The following is a 16,213-nucleotide window of genomic DNA, read 5'->3' on the forward strand; positions in this document are numbered from 1 at the left end:
TGCGCAAGTGCAGGAATTCTGGTTAAAAGTAGCTGTAGAAGGTAGAATTCCTGCATTTGCGCAGGCATATTAGGCAGAATTGGCCTATAGGGGGCTAATACGGCGAAAAGCCTACACTTTGGCAGGCACTTCATCTTCAGCAGGCTAAAACGCGAAAAAAAACGGCCTTTGCGCAGGCTTCTTATCTGATTATGGTATCACCCTTGGATAGAATAGACATATCGCTGTTTGCTGCATCTTTATCTGCTATTCGCACGAGGCAGGCAATGTCTCAACTAGCGGTGTGCGGTGTATAAAGGTATTGCTGCTGGTCTCATTGCTGCAGGAAAAAAGGAAGCCTGCGCAAGTGCAGGAATTCTGGTTAAAAGTAGCTGTAGAAGGTAGAATTCCTGCATTTGCGCAGGCATATTAGGCAGAATTGGCCTATAGGGGGCTAATACGGTGAAAAGCCTGCACTTTGGCAGGCACTTCGTCTGCAGCAGGCTGAAATGCGAAAAAAACTGCATTTGCGCAGGCTTTCTCTGTTTATCGAATCACCCTTGGCATATCAGCTTGAGTACTACAACTCTGTAAGCGCGCTAGCTCAGCCGAATGTTTCATGCTGGGCATTGCAACAACACGCATACTGTGCAAGGGCCGCTCAGCTTCTTGCTGCATGCTGCGAGCAGCTAACGCGGCTTCTTGCTGCATGCAGCATGCATGCGGCACAACCAAGATCACAGTATGCAGGGGTATCGCAATAACCCTCACACTACAAGCGAGAGACACGCCTTTCGGCGTGTCTCTCCTCTTCTTACAATATAATGGCGATTAATCCGCCGGAGCCTTCGTTGATGATGCGTCCAAGCGTCTCCTGCAGCTTGTAGCGCGCATTATCCGGCATCATGGCGATTTTGCCTTGAATACCTTCGCGTACGATGGAGTGGAGTGATCTGCCGAAAATATCGGACTCCCATATCTTGATAGGGTCATTCTCGAAGTCCTGCATCAAGTAGCGGACAAGCTCCTCGCTTTGCTTCTCCGTGCCAATGATCGGCGCGAATTCGGATTCCACATCAACGCGGATCATGTGAATCGATGGCGCAGTCGCCTTGAGACGCACGCCGAATCGCGAGCCTTGGCGTATCAGCTCCGGTTCGTCTAGCGCCATCTCTGCAAGGGAAGGCGCCGCTATGCCGTAGCCGGTCGTCTTGACCATCTCAAGCGCTTCTGCGAATCGGTCATACTCCCGCTTGGCATGCGAGAACTCCTGCATCAGTTGCAGCAGATGATCTTTGCCCCGTATTTCTACACCGACCACTTCCATCAGAATCTGGTCGTATAGCTCATCCGGTGCATAGAGATCAATCTCCGCGACTCCCTGCCCCATATTCATTCCGCTAAGACCAGCCCGGACGATAAATTCATATTCCATAAACTGTGCAACGACACGGTCAACATCGCGAAGACGACGAATATCCTTCACGGTGTCGCGCACGGAATTCTCATAATTGCTTCTAAGCCAGTGCTGGTCGTTCAGCACCATCACCCAGCTCGGCAGATTGACGTTCACTTCGTGCACCGGGAACTCATAGAGCACCTCGCGAAGGACAGACATCACATCTTCCTCGCCCATTGTAGCGACGCTCAGCGTCATAACCGGGATATCATATTTGGCCTGCAGCTCACTGCGAAGCTGAAGCGCCTCTTCACTGCGCGGCCGTGTTGAATTGACGATCAGCACAAAGGGCTTGCCGACTTCCTTCAGCTCATCGATGACGCGCTCTTCCGCCTCCACATAAGAGCTGCGCGGAATTTCCGCAATTGTGCCATCGGTTGTGACCACAACACCCAGCGTGGAATGCTCCTGTATTACCTTGCGTGTCCCGATCTCAGCCGCTTCCTGGAACGGAATCGGCTCCTCAAACCACGGGGTCGTTATCATGCGCGGGCCATTCTCATCCTCATATCCTTTGGCCCCGTTAACCGCGTAGCCAACACAGTCTACCAACCGGATGTTGACATCCAGACCTTCTGCTACACGCAGCTGCACCGCTTGGTTCGGTACAAATTTCGGCTCTGTTGTCATAATGGTTTTGCCTGCCGCGCTTTGCGGCAGCTCATCAATGGCTCTCACCCGATCGGCGTCATTCGTAATGTTCGGCAGAACAACCGTCTCCATGAACCGTTTGATGAAGGTTGATTTGCCTGTGCGGACCGCACCGACAACGCCGAGGTAAATATCCCCACCGGTACGTTCGGCTATGTCCTTGAAAATGTCCACTTTCTCCACTGAATATCCCCTCCCAATCGAAATTCGCCAGTACATGGACGTACCGTTACTGCCGTGTTCCTCATGCTGCGATAGTCGTCAGGGTTCGCCGCCAGCCGTGTTGCTGATGCATACCAGCGTGCGCAACTCGTACATGATTTTGGACTAGTAATAGCTTATTGCGCTTTCCACCCAAATATGACCACTTTCACAGGAAATCTTTCGATTCATGCCCATCCTCCGGCTCCGCCCTTCCAAGATTGAGATATATGAGAGAAGAGTCCTTCGTATGCCAACAAAAAAAGCTATCCCGCAAGTGGACATAACCACTTAACGAAATAGCTTCAACAGCGCGAACTGCCCGCAATTATTCAAGAAAGGCCTGCGGCTCGCCATCGACCAGCCGGTACACGGTAGATTTAACAGGTACAAATTCTGACTGCTCCACAAGCAATGTACGCAGATCAGCCGAGCTGTCCGGCTTGCTGCCCGCATCCAGCTTGTTGACCGCTCCCATCACATCAATGCCATAATCAAGATAGACATTCCCCTTGGCATCCATCATCGCAGACAAGGTCTGTCCGGAGAAAAGGCTGCTAATATTAGGGTCTTTCATATTCAGCTTTCCGTAATCTATCCGCCAGAAATCCGGATATGCTGTCTCGCCTTTAGGCAGCTGGCCATTGCTCGCATCGGCATATTTCTTCACTGCGGCCTGAATATCGTTCACCCGCTGATAGATTACAAGGTTCATCAGCTTGACAACGGGATCGGTCTCCTCGTTAATAATTAAAAAATAATTGTTGCCGCCCATCTCATAAGCAGCAGCAGGAATGTCTGACAAATAGTTCATACGCTGCAGCTTGGCGAAATCGATCACATATTTCTCGTAAAGCGGTGTATCCGCCTCGCTGTTCTTAATGGGGAGCAGACCCGTTTCCTTATAATACTGATCAACTACGCTCTGAATATTGATAATGACATCCTTGGGCGGCTTCTGGTTCTGCGCCATCTGCTCCTCCGGATACAAGCATCCGGTTAGCACGACCGCCATAACTGCAAGCACCAGCATTACGGTACTGTTCTTCAATCCTCTCATTGCCACAAAGTCCTCCTGTCGGTATGGATGAGACTGGCTCCTACCAAAGCTCATCTTCCTCCGCCTGTCTCATCAATTGTCGCCGGACAGCTGCACGCAGCGGATCCTCCGGCACTTCAACAACCGCTTTGCCAGTAACCTTCGTCTGGCAGGCGAGTCTCGTTCCTTGCCCTTCAAGTCCCGCGAGCTTCCGCCGCTCATTGTCGCTTAGAGGAGAAAGCCCTTGCCCGCTTGCCGTCGTCACTTTGCACATCAAGCAAGCGGCTTTGCCGTCACATCTGGTACGAATGGGCACACCTGCCTTGCGGGCAGCATCCAGCACTGTCGTACCCGCTCGAACAGAAGCACTGCGTCCGGAAGGAAGAAACGTGATATCAACATTCACTATTAACCCCTCGTTTCCCCAAGTCCAATTCGTTCATGAGTCTGCTTGACCAATTCCATAGAGAGAGCATTGCGTCCTTCAATCGCACCGAAGGCATCCAGATGAAGCCCAGGTTGCGCTCGCACTTCCTCAACGATAAGATCAACGCGGTCAGCCCGGCTGCGAAGGATGTTAAACCACATCTCATGTGCCAGCGGCACAACGCCGACCCTGCGTCCATCACATTCTACCGGCAGTTGAAAGGGTGCAAGCACCCCTCTAATGTCAACCTCATACCTGTTATTCCCGCTGGACACAACAAATCCGCCGACCAGCTCGACATGAACTCCCTCGATGATATAGTGGCTTAGAAGCGAGCGATAGATCGGGCTAACACTCTCTTGCTGCACATCCGTTGCATAGTTGCGCAGCGCCACATGAAGATTCACCGCATCCTGCTCATCCGCATAGATATCCAGATCACGCGGCGGCTGCTCCAGATTCAATCCGCGAAGCTGCAGTCCTGCGCTTCCTCCGACCAGCCATGCCGCATCCATCCCGGCAGCAGCATCCGCAATTATGGCAAGGGCTCTTATGACATGCTCATTTCGGTCCATCGGACCACTTCCTTTAGTTAGAAATACGGTTGATTGACCGCTTTAATGGCACCGGCGCCTTCCTTGACAATGGCTTGACAGCCCAGTCTGTAGCCTTGATCGAATTCCTCCGGATCCATCCGGTCCCATTCCGCATCCGTAACCTCTTCCAGATACTGAGCGCCCTCTACGATCAAGCAGCGGCAGCGTGCACATGTTCCGCGGGTACAGGAGAACGCCCAGTCAAGATTGTGCTTCACAGCCAGATCCAATAATGACATTCCTGCTTCCGCTTCAACTTGAATTGATTTGGTCCTGCTCTTGAGCTCCAACATATTCTACTGCGCCTTCCTCTCTTAGCAGCTTGCAGCATAGATTGCGATTAAGCGATAGACATAAATCCGAGAATGCCGCCTACCACTAGAAACATAAAGGCAATAAGCGACAGAACAAACTTCAAGACACCCTTCGTCTTATAACGTGCGAATGAAATAAGAAACGCGGCAAGCGCCATCAATCCGATTCCTATAAGTGATACCCACATTTTTGTCATTGCATCCATAATATGAATTCATCCACCCCATACGACAAATATTCGTTCTATTATACCATTAGTGAAGACCCAGAGGCTAGTTAATGCCAAGGAGCGAGCCGCTATGTAAAAAAGACATCAAAGCGGAAAGCGGCCGCCCCGCTAACAGCGCGGCCTCCTTCGCTTGATGTCCTCATGGTTACTTCTTGAGCATCAGCTTCATCAGCATTTCCATGTTAGTCGTATTCATGCCGCTCTTCTTGACCGCTCCGACGATATCATTCACCGTCTTATCCGTTACCGGCACCTTCGCCATAGCCGAGACCTGCTTAATCAGCTTGCGAAGCTCATCCTCATCCTGCATCGTCGTCTCCGTTACACTGCTGGCCAGCTTTTTGACTGCATTCTCAGATATTGTTTTGCCGGTCTTCTTGCTTACGGCACCTAGTACATCCTTGGATATATTGCCCTTGCCGTTCATGTTTCCCCTCCTAGATGCGTTTGTGCGCACAAACCGGACCCGCTCCATAGCCTATCGAGCAAGGGGTCTTGCGCTAATGCCGCTCCATAGCACAAGCCATGGCGCATACAGCATCATATGAGGGGAATTCATTAATGGTGTAGGCCCCAGTCCTCTGAGAGCTCTTCCATTTCGTGCGTTCGTCCACGGCCCATCAGATCCTCAACTGCCGTTCGCGGCGATTGATTCTCGAACAGAACTTTGTAGAGCTGCTCCGTAATCGGCATAACAACGCCGAATTGGGCTGAAAGCGCATGAGCAGCCTTCGTGGTGCGTACACCCTCTACAACCATGCCCATCCGATCCAGAACGACATCAAGCGCCAGCCCTTCAGCCAGCATAGAGCCTGCCCGCCAATTGCGGCTGTGCCTGCTCGTACACGTCACGACGAGATCGCCGACACCGGCCAGACCCGAGAAGGTAAGCGGATTGGCTCCCATCGCCATGCCAAGACGGCTGATCTCGGCCAGTCCCCTGGTCAGCAGCGCCGCCTTGGCATTATCACCGAAGCCGAGTCCATCGCTTAACCCGGCTCCCAGCGCAATAATGTTCTTAATGGCGCCAGCCACTTCCACACCGACAACATCGGTATTCGTATAAACGCGGAAATGCGGTGTAATAAAAGCATCCTGAGCGCGCTCTGCCGCTTCCTGCGAAGCTGAGGCAACAACAACCGTCGTCGGCTGCCTGCGTACAACCTCCTCCGCGTGGCTCGGACCTGAAAGTACGACAAGGCGATTGGGATCACATGCCAATTCCTCTGCCAATACAGTCGTCATCCGCTTCAAGCTCTCGGATTCGAAGCCTTTCGTTGCATGAATGCAAAGCGTTGCTTCGTCAATATAGGGAGCGGCTTGTCTGGCCACGGCACGCATAGCTGAAGAAGGTGCTGCGAACAGCACCAACTCCGCTCCCGTCACCGCTTCCGCCATGTCCGTTGTTGCTCTAATCAAATCAGGAAGTACAGCATCCGTAAGAAATTTGCTATTGCGATGCTCATGATTGATTTCATTCGCTTGCTGTTCGTTCCGGGTCCATAATGTAACATCATAGTTGTTGTCCGCAAGTACGGCTGCCAGTGCTGTGCCCCAACTGCCAGCGACAAGTACGGTTGCTTTTTTGCTTGTCATATGTAGTCCCCTTTACCTTCTTTTTGCACCCAGCTTGTTCTCGCGACCCTGTAACAGCTTGACTATGTTACTCCGGTGACGTACGAAAGCAAAGATACAGAGGATAAGGCTTGCCCAGAAGAACGCTTGCGGCTTCTGCCATATGAGAATAAGAAGGGGTGTTGACAGGGCAAACAGCAATGAGCCCAGGGAGACGTAGCGTGTTATCGCAATGGCGACTATCGCAATAGCTCCCGCAATAAGAGTTGGCCACAAGGCCAGGCTTGCCATAACACCCACTGTAGTCGCGATGCCCTTGCCGCCCTTGAACCCGAACCAGATCGGCCAATTATGGCCGATGATGGCGGCAAGACCGCATAGAACAGCTGTCCATTCGCCATATGAGAGCAGGTAGCCCAGCACAACAGCCACCACACCCTTCACGATATCGAGCAGAAAGACAGCTGTTCCAGGCCCTTTTCCGAGCACTCTCAGCGTATTCGTGGCACCGGCATTGCCGCTCCCGTGGTTTCGGATATCAATACCCTTTACCCATTTGGCAATTAAGATGCTGAATGAGACGGAGCCTAATAAATAACTGATGATTACCGCGATGACTGTAAGCAACTTTCCTCTCTCCTTTTAAACCCCTCTTTAGTCCCTGCCGCTTCTGAAGCAGCTTGCTCCGGCAGCTTATAAGGAACTTGAGAAGGTCTCGCCCTCCGGAAACGCTATATCTTTATCTGTCATGTACGCAAGGGTGCGCCATCGCCAAGCTCTGGCCATCCTTGACGATTTACTTTTACGCCGTGAGATAAGCAATTAGAACGCGTTTTCTAGTCTTCATCGGATTTCTTCCGGGTGAAAATGCGAATCGGAGTGCCTTCAAAGTCGAAGGCTGCCCGAATCTTGTTCTCCAAATACCGCTCATAAGAGAAATGCATCATATCAGGGTCGTTGGCGAACAGCACAATCGTCGGAGGCTTGACAGCCACCTGTGTGACATAGTTGATGCGCAGCCGTCTGCCCTTATCGGTCGGAGGCGGATTAATGGCAATCGCATCGGAGATGATATCATTCAGGATATGCGTCTGAATACGAAGAGCATGCTGCTCCGATACCCGGCAAACGACAGGCAGCAGCTTATGCAGGCGCGATCTAGTTTTGGCCGACAGAAATACAACAGGCGCATAGGTCATGAATAGAAAATGATCGCGTATGTTTTGTTCAAAATACTGCATCGTCTTCTCGTCTTTCTCAACCGTATCCCACTTGTTGACGACAAAGATAGACGCCTTGCCCGCTTCATGCGCATAGCCGGCAATATGCTTGTCCTGCTCGATAATGCCCTCTTCACCGTTGATCAGCACTAATACAACATCCGCACGCTCGATCGCTTTCAAGGCACGCATAACACTGTATTTCTCAGTCGATTCATATACCTTGCCGCGCTTGCGCATGCCCGCCGTATCGATCAGCACGTATTTCTGCCCGTCACGCTCGAAGGGCGTATCTATCGCATCCCTCGTCGTTCCTGCTACGTCACTGACAATAACACGCTCCTCGCCGAGCAGCGCATTCACAAGCGAAGACTTCCCGACATTCGGTCTGCCAATTAGCGCAACCCGAATAACATCGTCATCGTAATGCTCCTCCACCAGTTCAGGCAGTCTCTCAACCGCAGCATCCAGCAGATCGCCGATACCGATGCCATGTGCGCCGGAGATTGGAACCGGATCACCGAATCCCAGGCTGTAAAATTCATAAATATCATCATGTCGATTAAAGTTATCCACTTTATTGACAGCTACTACAATTGGCTTGCGCGAACGCAGCAACATCTGCGCCACTTCGTCATCCGCGTGGGTCAATCCGGCTTTGGCATCTACCATGAAAATGATGACGTCCGCTTCTTCAATCGCCAGCTCCGCTTGCATGCGGACCGACTTCATGATCTCGTCTTCACCATCAATTTCAATTCCTCCAGTATCCACAATACTAAAGGCTCGTCCATTCCACTCCCCGGTACCATAAATACGGTCCCGCGTAATACCCGGCTTGTCCTCCACAATCGCTAACCGATCGCCAATGATACGGTTAAAGATCGTAGACTTCCCCACATTGGGTCGCCCTACGATGGCGATGATGGGTTTAGACATAGTTTCACTCCTCGAACTTAAACGGCTTGGCCGTATTATTTATCATTAATGAGTGTACATCGCATAAAAAATGCTTCTCTGAAAATACTCACGCCTTACATCATAGCAAAAAACAGCGGGAATGGCTAACTTTTCATTGTTAATGGCGATCAACCAAAATGAATGTTCCATTCTTCAAATCATGGGCGCTCGCATCCAAAATTTTTTCGAGCAAGAACGCTGTCGTTTCCCGTCTTTCCTTATCCGGTTCTACAAAAATCGGGGCGCCGCCGCCGACAGCATCCCCCTTGATTGTCACAATTGCTACGATCTTAGCCACTTGGCTCCCCCTCCCCCTTGTTCACACTAGCCTCAGTCGGCATGCGCACAGCAGATTCCAGAATCGGCACCCGCTGCACGACCACCCTCGCTTTCTCCGCATTTAATTCCTGGGGCAATAGAAAAATGCCAAGCCTCCCATCCTTCATGTCCAGCTTGGCCATCGGCACAAGAGCAGGCTCCCCGTCATCGCGGTACACGCCCAGTATGGTGGACAAGTCAAACAATATTGCCTGCCGCTGCCCGAGATTGCCCAGCGTTGCCTTGCCATTGGCATTGTAAGGAGTCAGAATAACACCGATCCCGCGCTCGGCAACAAGCTCCCGGTTCGATGCCAGGCCGACGTTCATCATATAGATATCGCCTACGAACAGATCAGGCCCGTCAATACGCACCGGAGCTACAGCAGCTTCTGCGATATGGGACAATGTTTTGCCTGACTTCAATATATATACAATAATCAGCGTAAGGCAGCCTGCGACAATCCCCCATAACAGGCCAAGCGCGGTAGAAGCGAAGCTGGTCATTAGCGCCGTAAAAATAACGAGATAATTCCGGCCCTCGAATACCATCGCGATCCCTTCAATATACGTTGTTCCGCGGGGAACAAGCTCCATACTGTCGATTTTGGACAGCGTTTCCCGTTCCATCTTGCGCACATCACGGAACTGCTGGGCGGCCAGCGTCAGGAATGTGATCGCCGTATAATCCTTCTTGTACATCGCAGGCACGGCGACCGCGCCTAGTGCCGCAGCGATTACACCAAGCGAAATATGAATAATTCTGCCATGCGGATAAGTTGGATACTGCCGGTAATCCGTTCGGAGCATCAGCAGCCTTGCAATAATTCCGAATGCCACACCTAGCAAGATGCCATACAGCACCTGGTGCGGCTGTCCCCATTCCATACCAGCCATCAAGTCCTTCAGCTCCCTTCGTGATCCGCCCGGCTTCGGACACGGACTGCCCATACACCAAGCCGTTTCAGCGCTCTTTTCAAGCCTCCTGTCAACCGCCCCGTCACTAGAGCAATCGCCAGGCCATCCCACCATGCGAAAGACCCTAATACGAAGGGCCCATCATTACTGAACGGTCTTATTAATTCACCCGCGATTGCAGCAGATGCCGCAAGGGAGACAATCATCAGCTGTGAGCGAAAGCGGTCCACTAGCATACCTGCAAGCATACCGGCGGCAAGCGCCCCGTCCCATGCGGGCTCCAGCACAGTAAATACCGGATCAACCGCATACATGAATCGAATCCAGAGCCATACCAATCCTGCAAGAAAAGAACAAGCGAGCGTATATACGAATTGGTTGGCAGGCTTGTCCATGATGACACCCACGACACTGACAACGAGGAGCAGCACCACACTTAGCTTCACCTCCAGCATCACGCCAGCCTCCAGGTGAAAGGGAGTCAACAGCAGCATGCCTCCCATTACAATAGCCAGCGTCCGGCGTGAAACACCGTCTGCAAGCTGCTGCTCCCAGCCTGTCGCGTACAGAATGATGCCGATTGTCAGCAGCCATACCGCAATGAATCCATCGTTCACCACAATCACCTCTCGATGGATGTATTATGCGCTTCTTGGGCTATTTGCAATCACCGCAGAGATTCGTGAAACGCAAAAAAGCCGCCCATCAAGCAGAGATCTGCCAGATAGACGGCTTTCAGATAGACCGTGATGACGGTCTATTTCAGTTTACTCAGTTTGTCGCCAAAACGTTCTGCAAGCGAGTAGCTCATGCTTTGGTTGCTAAGGCTTACATTCGGATTGTCGATCGCTTCAATCTTCTGTTGACGAGGCGCTCTCTCCGGTCTTGGAGCTTGCTCTGGCGCTTCTTCCGTTTCCTTGATGCTGAGGCTTACGCGCTTCTCGGCAGGGTTGAAGTCAAGCACCTTCGCTTTAACCTCTTGGCCCTCTTGCACAACCTCATGAGGAGTTGCCACATGACGGTGCGCAAGCTGCGAGATATGAACAAGGCCTTCAACGCCTGGTGCAATTTCAACGAATACGCCGAAGGTAACGATACGGCGAACAGTACCTGTTACGATATCGCCAGCGTTGAATTTGCTGCCTGCAGTATCCCATGGTCCTGGCTCTGCCGCTTTCATGCTCAGGCTGATCTTGCCAGCAGCCGGATCAACCTTAAGCACCTTAACACGAACCGATTGGCCTTCAGTTACGATGTCTTTAGGGTGTGCAACATGCTGCCACGAAAGCTCGGATACGTGGACAAGTCCATCGATGCCGCCGATATCAACAAATGCGCCGAATGGCGTCAAGCGTTGAACCGTTCCTTCAAGCTCTTGGCCCACTTCAAGGGCGCCAATTACTTGCTGCTTGTTCTGTTCGAATTCCTGATCCAGAACTTCTTTCTGGGAAAGGATAACTTTGTTGTTCTCACGGTCGATTTCCTTCACCTTAACGCGAAGCGTACGACCCTTGTAATCGCTGAAATCCTCTACAAAGTGACGCTCTACCATGGAAGCGGGGATGAATCCGCGAACGCCAACATCGGCAACAAGGCCGCCCTTAACAACATCGGCAACCGAAACCTCGAAAACTTCGCCGTTGTCGAAGCGTGCTTGCAGCACATCCCATGCGCGTTCACCGTCGATAATTTTCTTCGAGAGGACAAGCTTCTCTTTCTCATCGTCAATGCTGACAACCTTCAGCTCTACTTCTTGACCGATTGCAACAGCATCGGCAGCATTTTCAAGCTGAACCGAGGAAAGCTCGCGAAGCGGAATGACGCCGTCATATTTATATCCAAGGCTCACATAAGCTTGGTTATCCTCAATTTTGACGATCGTGCCTTTCACGGTGTCGCCTTTTTTCAAGGAGACGAAATTATCCATAGCCTCCTGGCTAATCGTTTCCGCAGGAACGGATTCTTGAACGTTTGTTTCTTCTGACATTTAAAATACCTCCTCAATTCATACCCCAACTTTATTTAAACGTGCATACTGCGGATTGAAACAACAACCTGCAGCGCACCGCCTAAAACAATCCCAGTCACTTGCCTTTTCTCTGATGTACCATTGTACGAATTTCATTCATGATGGCATCTGTCAATCTCTCAAGCACATCGGAAGAAGAATCTTGAATAAATGCAGTCATATCAATCGGTTTGCCATAATAAATTCTCATCTTGCGGAATAGGCCATACTGACCGATAATCGCGCACGGCACAACCGTTGACTTGCTTCTTAGCGCAATCATCGCTGCGCCCTTCTTGCCCATGCCATCTCCGGCGCCGCGTGTTCCTTCAGGGAAAATCCCCATTATTCCGCCAGCTTCGAGCAAGCTGATGGCAGATCTGATCGCGTCCTTGCTGACTCCCCCGCGCTTCACGGGAAAGGCCCCTACATTCCGGATCAATGGACCGAATAGAGGGATCTTGAACAGCTCCGCCTTCGCCATGAACTGCACCTTGCGGTCCAGCTTGATGCCGACTGTCGGCGGGTCGAACACGCTGATATGGTTAGAGGCCAGAACGACTGGACCCGTTGCCGGAATGTTCTCAATGCCATGTGCTTCAAAACGGAAAAATATTGCGTATAGGAAACGGAGCAAGCCACGGCAAACTTTATATAACATAGTTTACTTCGCCTCCGCCATTTTGGTTCGGCTCAAGTCTACAATAAGTGCGACAACTTGGTCGATTGTTAGCTCAGAGCTGTCTACGACGATAGCATCCTGCGCACGTATGAGCGGTGATATCGATCGTTTCTCGTCACTGGCATCGCGCTCGGCGATCTCTTGCTCCAACTGCTCCAATGTAATACTGTCATCCTTAAGTTCCTTGAAGCGGCGCAGCGCCCTGATTCCCACGCTTGCTGTCAGGAATACCTTCAGCTCGGCGTCCGGAAGCACATGCGAGCCAATATCTCGCCCGTCCATAACAATTCCCTTGCTCGCAGCAAGCTCCCTCTGCAGCTCGACCAGACGAATCCGTACCGGCTCATGAGAAGCGATCTGCGACACCTGAAGCGTAACCGCGCGTGTCCGGATTCCCTCCGTGACATCCTCGCCATTCAATAACACGGTCTGTCCCTGCTCACCAGGCATCAACCGGATGTGAAGATCAGCGACGAGAGCGCTAAGCGCCTCCGTATCATCGCTTGTAATACCTGCACGATTCGCAGCGAGTGTAACCGCGCGATACATAGCTCCGGTATCGATGTAAACATAGCCGAGTTGCTCGGCGACTTTGCGGGCTACGGTGCTCTTCCCCGCGCCGGCAGGTCCGTCAATCGCCACATTCATGCGATTGCTGTCCTGTCCCCCATCCTTGCTCAACGGTGACTAACCTCCTTGAATGATGCCATTGCACCCAGCCCTGAATAATCTTCAAGAAAAAAGCAGGCTCTGCCTGCATGTATAAAAAAATTATAACACAGCGCAAAAGGAGATGCAAAGAACGCAAACAAGCTAGAAGGGGACTCCCTCTAGCCGGTCAACGCCTGTTACCCAGTTTCTCACAGCAGGAATTTGCAATGCCAGCTGGCTCAGCATGACGGCCAAGAGCAGCATGAATATAATTTTTTTGAGAATATTCGTTACTTCATCAGACAGCTCCAGCAGACGCCTCGCCCCGCTCTTCGAGTGTTTGCTGCGGCTTAGCAGTTCGCGCACTTTCATGGAAACGACCCTTTCTTCATGATTCGATCGGGGTTAGTTTTTTCCATGAATGACTGGTTTATGCATCTTATTAATCGGCTTGCGCAAGCAGCCGCACATTAATTTTTACGGTAATCAAGCTGCCGCTCGAAGCAGAATCGAATAATCTTTTGGCGTTCGAGATCCGAGATGGTGACAAACTTCGCCATAATTTGGTTGCGTCCTGTCTCTGTTGCCTTGACCCGTACAATCTCTGCTTTGAACTGGGCATGCTCCAGCGAACCGTTCCGGTAAGGTATCAGCAGCCAGCAGTCCAGCTCTTGCCCTGCTTTGACCGGCCACCGGCCATCGCACAGAAACGAGATGCCTCCTCCGCCGACATCGTCTGTCATCCCGATAAACCGAACATGAGCCGACATCTTTACCGCAATTTCCAGCTCAGCCTCCACACGAAGAAAGGAGCGCCGCTGCACGCTTGTTATTGCGCTCAGCTCCGGCTTGCGAATGCGGATCAGCTTAACGACTTCTTCCTTGAATCCGAGCACATGGGAGTTGAAATAATGCTTGACGCCTTCGCCGGAAACAAAATAAAGGGAAAGCTCGTCACCGAGAAAAAGCCGCTTGTACTTACCAGTACCCTCAATTATTGGAACATCGATCAGAAGCTCGCCTTCGTCCTCGTCTTCCACTCGCGATTTATATTCTATAGCTGCTTCTTCTTCATCGGATGAGGCCACTTGTATGAATAATAATTGTTTCACCTTAGGCAACATAGTCTCTTTCCCTCCCGTCTTTTCGATTATAGCACAGCATGTCGAAATTTGGGGAGAGGGTATGAGAAAAGGACGAGCAATAGTTCTCTCGTCCCTTTTTTTCATGCTATTCAGTCGACATTTGCTCAATAGATTCTTCCAGACCCGACTCGGCGTTAATGAAGATCCGGTACTTGCCGCCGTTGATCCGGCCCGTAAATTCATAGCACAGCACTTCCTCGCCTGTGTCTCCAAGAATAAGAGCCAGTCCCTCGGAGACGGACTTGAACTCAGGATTCAGCGACTTGCGCGCTTCCGCGATTTTCAGTTTTGCTTTAGGAATGCTGCGCTTGTGATGCTCGTAAACGTAATCGTTCGCCTGCAGCCCGACGGCCTCGCCATTGTCGAGCGCTACCTTGACAGTCAGCTTCTCGGGATAGATGAGCACGCCGTTCTGGGACGCTACACAAGTAAAGACCGCGATATTGGAGAATTCATCATAATTCACGGCCTTCATCCCTTTATAGCCATGCCGTGCGAGAAATTCGATTCCTTTACGCTCAGCCTCGCCGATCTTCATCGTTGCTTTACCGACATCCCGCGGGTTCATAAACCAGATCAATTGCCCGCCCTGCTGTGTGAAATCCATTTGAAGCGGCTTATCGGAATGCGGGCCTTTGGCAGTGACGGAGTAAGAAGCATACTCTGTGCCCTTTCCATTCTCCACAACCTTTATATTGCTTGTATCACTCGTATCCAGAAAATGAGCAGCCAGCTTCTTAATATCATCGGGAGACTTCTTTCCTCCGGCCAGCATCTTGATCGTTCGCTTCTGATACATGCTGCTTACAGACGGGCCCCAGTTGATCTCCGGATATTCGCTGACTTTCTTGTCGACCGTCTTGAAACCATCGATGATGGTGTTGTCCATAGTCGATTTCTCAGAGGCAAGCGCAATCTCCACATCCATCCAGTGCAAATTGTTTCCGATAACTTTATCCTGGACATCGTAAAGATCCTTCGCGATTTCCTTGGAGCTTGCATAAAGTGTTTTGAGTGTCTTGTATTCGTCCTTGGACAGCGGGTGCTTCGTCAAATCACGAACCGAGGTTTTGTAAGAGAAATTCGCTATTCGGGACAGAAACTCCTCTGTTTTGCTGAAGGGCAGAAGGGTCAGCGGAAGCTGGTTGATTTCATTCTGCGCCTCGCTGGTGAGCCGCCACACGTTGACTAATCCCTTGCGGTGAAACCCTTGCGATGTTGAATTTACAGCCAATGTATTGCCGAGCTCCCGGTGAAGCTGCTCGACGTGGTAGCTCAGATCATGGAATGCCCGTTGATATTGATTCTCGGCCTTGATCAGTATGGAGTTCTTCTCCTGATGCTCTTGATATCCCCAATAGATAGAACCGATAAAAAACAAGGTCATAACGGGAAACAATACAGCGCTTAGTCGTCGGTACATAAGGCAAAAGCTCCTTTCGTGTGCAAAACCTGGTGTTAGTTTGGTTTGCCGAAAGGAGCTTTATGCATGTTTTGTTGCAATTGTGATTACCCGCGCTAAAGCGCGACTTCCTGAATTTCGAAATCCGCCACATTGTTGCACAGGCATTGCTTGAAGCCCGTATCAACCTTGCCCTTCTCCCGACGGCCGCGAAGAACAAACTTCTCCCCGCAGACGTTGCATCGAATAGCTACCTTCACACGCGACAAACGAATCGGTCCTCCTAAAAGTTTTGCGAAGCAAAACTCGCTTCGTAAGCATCTGCTTTAAGTTTTGCGGAGCAAAACTCGCTTCGTAAGCATCTGCTTTAAGTTTTGCGGAGCAAAACCTGCTTCGTAAGCATCTGCTTGCCCATTAGCATTTATTACCTATTATAGGC

The 16,213-nt window shown here is 51.1% G+C and carries 20 protein-coding genes; all 20 read right to left on the reverse strand.

The window, feature by feature from the left end; genetic code table 11:
* Positions 1-793 precede the first annotated feature (793 nt).
* The 20 genes from spoIVA to K0T92_RS01795 all read right to left on the reverse strand — a co-directional run bounded on the left by spoIVA (position 794) and on the right by K0T92_RS01795 (position 16,043).
* Complete coding sequence (gene spoIVA / locus K0T92_RS01700) at positions 794-2,272, reverse strand: stage IV sporulation protein A (protein ID WP_219870685.1); 1,479 nt, start codon at positions 2,270-2,272, stop codon at positions 794-796.
* A 346-nt stretch (positions 2,273-2,618) separates the two neighbouring features.
* Positions 2,619-3,350: a hypothetical protein gene (locus K0T92_RS01705; protein ID WP_219870686.1), complete on the reverse strand. Its 732-nt coding sequence runs from the start codon at positions 3,348-3,350 to the stop codon at positions 2,619-2,621.
* Between the two features lie 40 nt (positions 3,351-3,390).
* A complete protein-coding gene (locus K0T92_RS01710) occupies positions 3,391-3,735 on the reverse strand; it encodes a 2Fe-2S iron-sulfur cluster-binding protein (RefSeq protein WP_219870687.1) in 345 nt (114 codons plus the stop codon).
* A gap of 2 nt (positions 3,736-3,737) precedes the next feature.
* Positions 3,738-4,331 carry a nucleotidyltransferase family protein gene (locus K0T92_RS01715; protein ID WP_219870688.1) on the reverse strand — a complete coding sequence of 198 codons (594 nt, stop codon included), beginning with the start codon at positions 4,329-4,331 and terminating at the stop codon, positions 3,738-3,740.
* A gap of 17 nt (positions 4,332-4,348) precedes the next feature.
* Positions 4,349-4,645, reverse strand: coding sequence for a 2Fe-2S iron-sulfur cluster-binding protein (locus K0T92_RS01720; RefSeq protein ID WP_219870689.1), 297 nt, complete (start codon positions 4,643-4,645; stop codon positions 4,349-4,351).
* Positions 4,646-4,692: 47 nt separating this feature from the next.
* The gene (locus tag K0T92_RS01725) at positions 4,693-4,872 is read right to left on the reverse strand and encodes a DUF2768 family protein (RefSeq protein ID WP_219870690.1); all 180 of its coding nucleotides are present in this window, start codon (positions 4,870-4,872) and stop codon (positions 4,693-4,695) included.
* Positions 4,873-5,041: 169 nt separating this feature from the next.
* Complete coding sequence (locus K0T92_RS01730) at positions 5,042-5,323, reverse strand: stage VI sporulation protein F (protein ID WP_219870691.1); 282 nt, start codon at positions 5,321-5,323, stop codon at positions 5,042-5,044.
* Positions 5,324-5,454: 131 nt separating this feature from the next.
* Positions 5,455-6,492: an NAD(P)H-dependent glycerol-3-phosphate dehydrogenase gene (locus K0T92_RS01735; protein ID WP_219870692.1), complete on the reverse strand. Its 1,038-nt coding sequence runs from the start codon at positions 6,490-6,492 to the stop codon at positions 5,455-5,457.
* Between the two features lie 12 nt (positions 6,493-6,504).
* Positions 6,505-7,098 (reverse strand): glycerol-3-phosphate 1-O-acyltransferase PlsY, encoded by a 594-nt coding sequence (plsY, locus tag K0T92_RS01740; RefSeq protein WP_219870693.1) that lies wholly within the window; start codon positions 7,096-7,098, stop codon positions 6,505-6,507.
* A 209-nt stretch (positions 7,099-7,307) separates the two neighbouring features.
* Positions 7,308-8,630, reverse strand: coding sequence for a ribosome biogenesis GTPase Der (gene der, locus K0T92_RS01745; protein ID WP_219870694.1), 1,323 nt, complete (start codon positions 8,628-8,630; stop codon positions 7,308-7,310).
* Between the two features lie 139 nt (positions 8,631-8,769).
* The gene (locus K0T92_RS01750; RefSeq protein WP_219870695.1) at positions 8,770-8,949 is read right to left on the reverse strand and encodes a capping complex subunit for YIEGIA; all 180 of its coding nucleotides are present in this window, start codon (positions 8,947-8,949) and stop codon (positions 8,770-8,772) included.
* Entirely contained in the window at positions 8,942-9,865 is a 924-nt protein-coding gene (locus tag K0T92_RS01755; RefSeq protein ID WP_246627849.1) for a YIEGIA family protein, read from the reverse strand. The genes K0T92_RS01750 and K0T92_RS01755 overlap by 8 nt, the downstream gene beginning before the upstream one ends.
* An 8-nt stretch (positions 9,866-9,873) precedes the next feature.
* Positions 9,874-10,503: a YphA family membrane protein gene (locus tag K0T92_RS01760; protein WP_219870696.1), complete on the reverse strand. Its 630-nt coding sequence runs from the start codon at positions 10,501-10,503 to the stop codon at positions 9,874-9,876.
* Between the two features lie 140 nt (positions 10,504-10,643).
* Complete coding sequence (gene rpsA, locus K0T92_RS01765) at positions 10,644-11,873, reverse strand: 30S ribosomal protein S1 (RefSeq protein ID WP_219870697.1); 1,230 nt, start codon at positions 11,871-11,873, stop codon at positions 10,644-10,646.
* Positions 11,874-11,970: 97 nt separating this feature from the next.
* Entirely contained in the window at positions 11,971-12,555 is a 585-nt protein-coding gene (locus K0T92_RS01770; RefSeq protein WP_219870698.1) for a lysophospholipid acyltransferase family protein, read from the reverse strand.
* A gap of 3 nt (positions 12,556-12,558) precedes the next feature.
* Complete coding sequence (gene cmk, locus K0T92_RS01775) at positions 12,559-13,224, reverse strand: (d)CMP kinase (RefSeq protein ID WP_219871165.1); 666 nt, start codon at positions 13,222-13,224, stop codon at positions 12,559-12,561.
* 165 nt (positions 13,225-13,389) lie between these two features.
* Positions 13,390-13,599 carry a hypothetical protein gene (locus K0T92_RS01780; RefSeq protein WP_219870699.1) on the reverse strand — a complete coding sequence of 70 codons (210 nt, stop codon included), beginning with the start codon at positions 13,597-13,599 and terminating at the stop codon, positions 13,390-13,392.
* Positions 13,600-13,697: 98 nt separating this feature from the next.
* The gene (locus K0T92_RS01785) at positions 13,698-14,351 is read right to left on the reverse strand and encodes a flagellar brake protein (RefSeq protein ID WP_219870700.1); all 654 of its coding nucleotides are present in this window, start codon (positions 14,349-14,351) and stop codon (positions 13,698-13,700) included.
* A 106-nt stretch (positions 14,352-14,457) separates the two neighbouring features.
* A complete protein-coding gene (gene ypeB / locus K0T92_RS01790) occupies positions 14,458-15,795 on the reverse strand; it encodes a germination protein YpeB (RefSeq protein ID WP_219870701.1) in 1,338 nt (445 codons plus the stop codon).
* A 95-nt stretch (positions 15,796-15,890) separates the two neighbouring features.
* Positions 15,891-16,043, reverse strand: coding sequence for a hypothetical protein (locus K0T92_RS01795; protein WP_219870702.1), 153 nt, complete (start codon positions 16,041-16,043; stop codon positions 15,891-15,893).
* Positions 16,044-16,213 lie beyond the last annotated feature (170 nt).

Origin of the sequence: Paenibacillus oenotherae, from assembly GCF_019443105.1 — a bacterium.
GTDB classification, from domain to species: Bacteria; Bacillota; Bacilli; order Paenibacillales; family Paenibacillaceae; genus Paenibacillus_Z; species Paenibacillus_Z oenotherae.

Coding starts and splice junctions, on each gene's coding strand:
- K0T92_RS01705 (WP_219870686.1), bottom strand. CDS start 3,350: ATGAGAGGATTGAAGAACAGTACCGTAATGCTGGTGCTTGCAGTTATG.
- K0T92_RS01715 (WP_219870688.1), bottom strand. CDS start 4,331: ATGGACCGAAATGAGCATGTCATAAGAGCCCTTGCCATAATTGCGGAT.
- K0T92_RS01720 (WP_219870689.1), bottom strand. CDS start 4,645: ATGTTGGAGCTCAAGAGCAGGACCAAATCAATTCAAGTTGAAGCGGAA.
- K0T92_RS01725 (WP_219870690.1), bottom strand. CDS start 4,872: ATGGATGCAATGACAAAAATGTGGGTATCACTTATAGGAATCGGATTG.
- K0T92_RS01730 (WP_219870691.1), bottom strand. CDS start 5,323: ATGAACGGCAAGGGCAATATATCCAAGGATGTACTAGGTGCCGTAAGC.
- K0T92_RS01735 (WP_219870692.1), bottom strand. CDS start 6,492: ATGACAAGCAAAAAAGCAACCGTACTTGTCGCTGGCAGTTGGGGCACA.
- der (WP_219870694.1), bottom strand. CDS start 8,630: ATGTCTAAACCCATCATCGCCATCGTAGGGCGACCCAATGTGGGGAAG.
- K0T92_RS01755 (WP_246627849.1), bottom strand. CDS start 9,865: ATGGCTGGTATGGAATGGGGACAGCCGCACCAGGTGCTGTATGGCATC.
- rpsA (WP_219870697.1), bottom strand. CDS start 11,873: ATGTCAGAAGAAACAAACGTTCAAGAATCCGTTCCTGCGGAAACGATT.
- K0T92_RS01770 (WP_219870698.1), bottom strand. CDS start 12,555: ATGTTATATAAAGTTTGCCGTGGCTTGCTCCGTTTCCTATACGCAATA.
- cmk (WP_219871165.1), bottom strand. CDS start 13,224: ATGAATGTGGCGATTGACGGACCTGCCGGCGCGGGGAAGAGCACCGTA.
- K0T92_RS01780 (WP_219870699.1), bottom strand. CDS start 13,599: ATGAAAGTGCGCGAACTGCTAAGCCGCAGCAAACACTCGAAGAGCGGG.
- K0T92_RS01785 (WP_219870700.1), bottom strand. CDS start 14,351: ATGTTGCCTAAGGTGAAACAATTATTATTCATACAAGTGGCCTCATCC.
- ypeB (WP_219870701.1), bottom strand. CDS start 15,795: ATGTACCGACGACTAAGCGCTGTATTGTTTCCCGTTATGACCTTGTTT.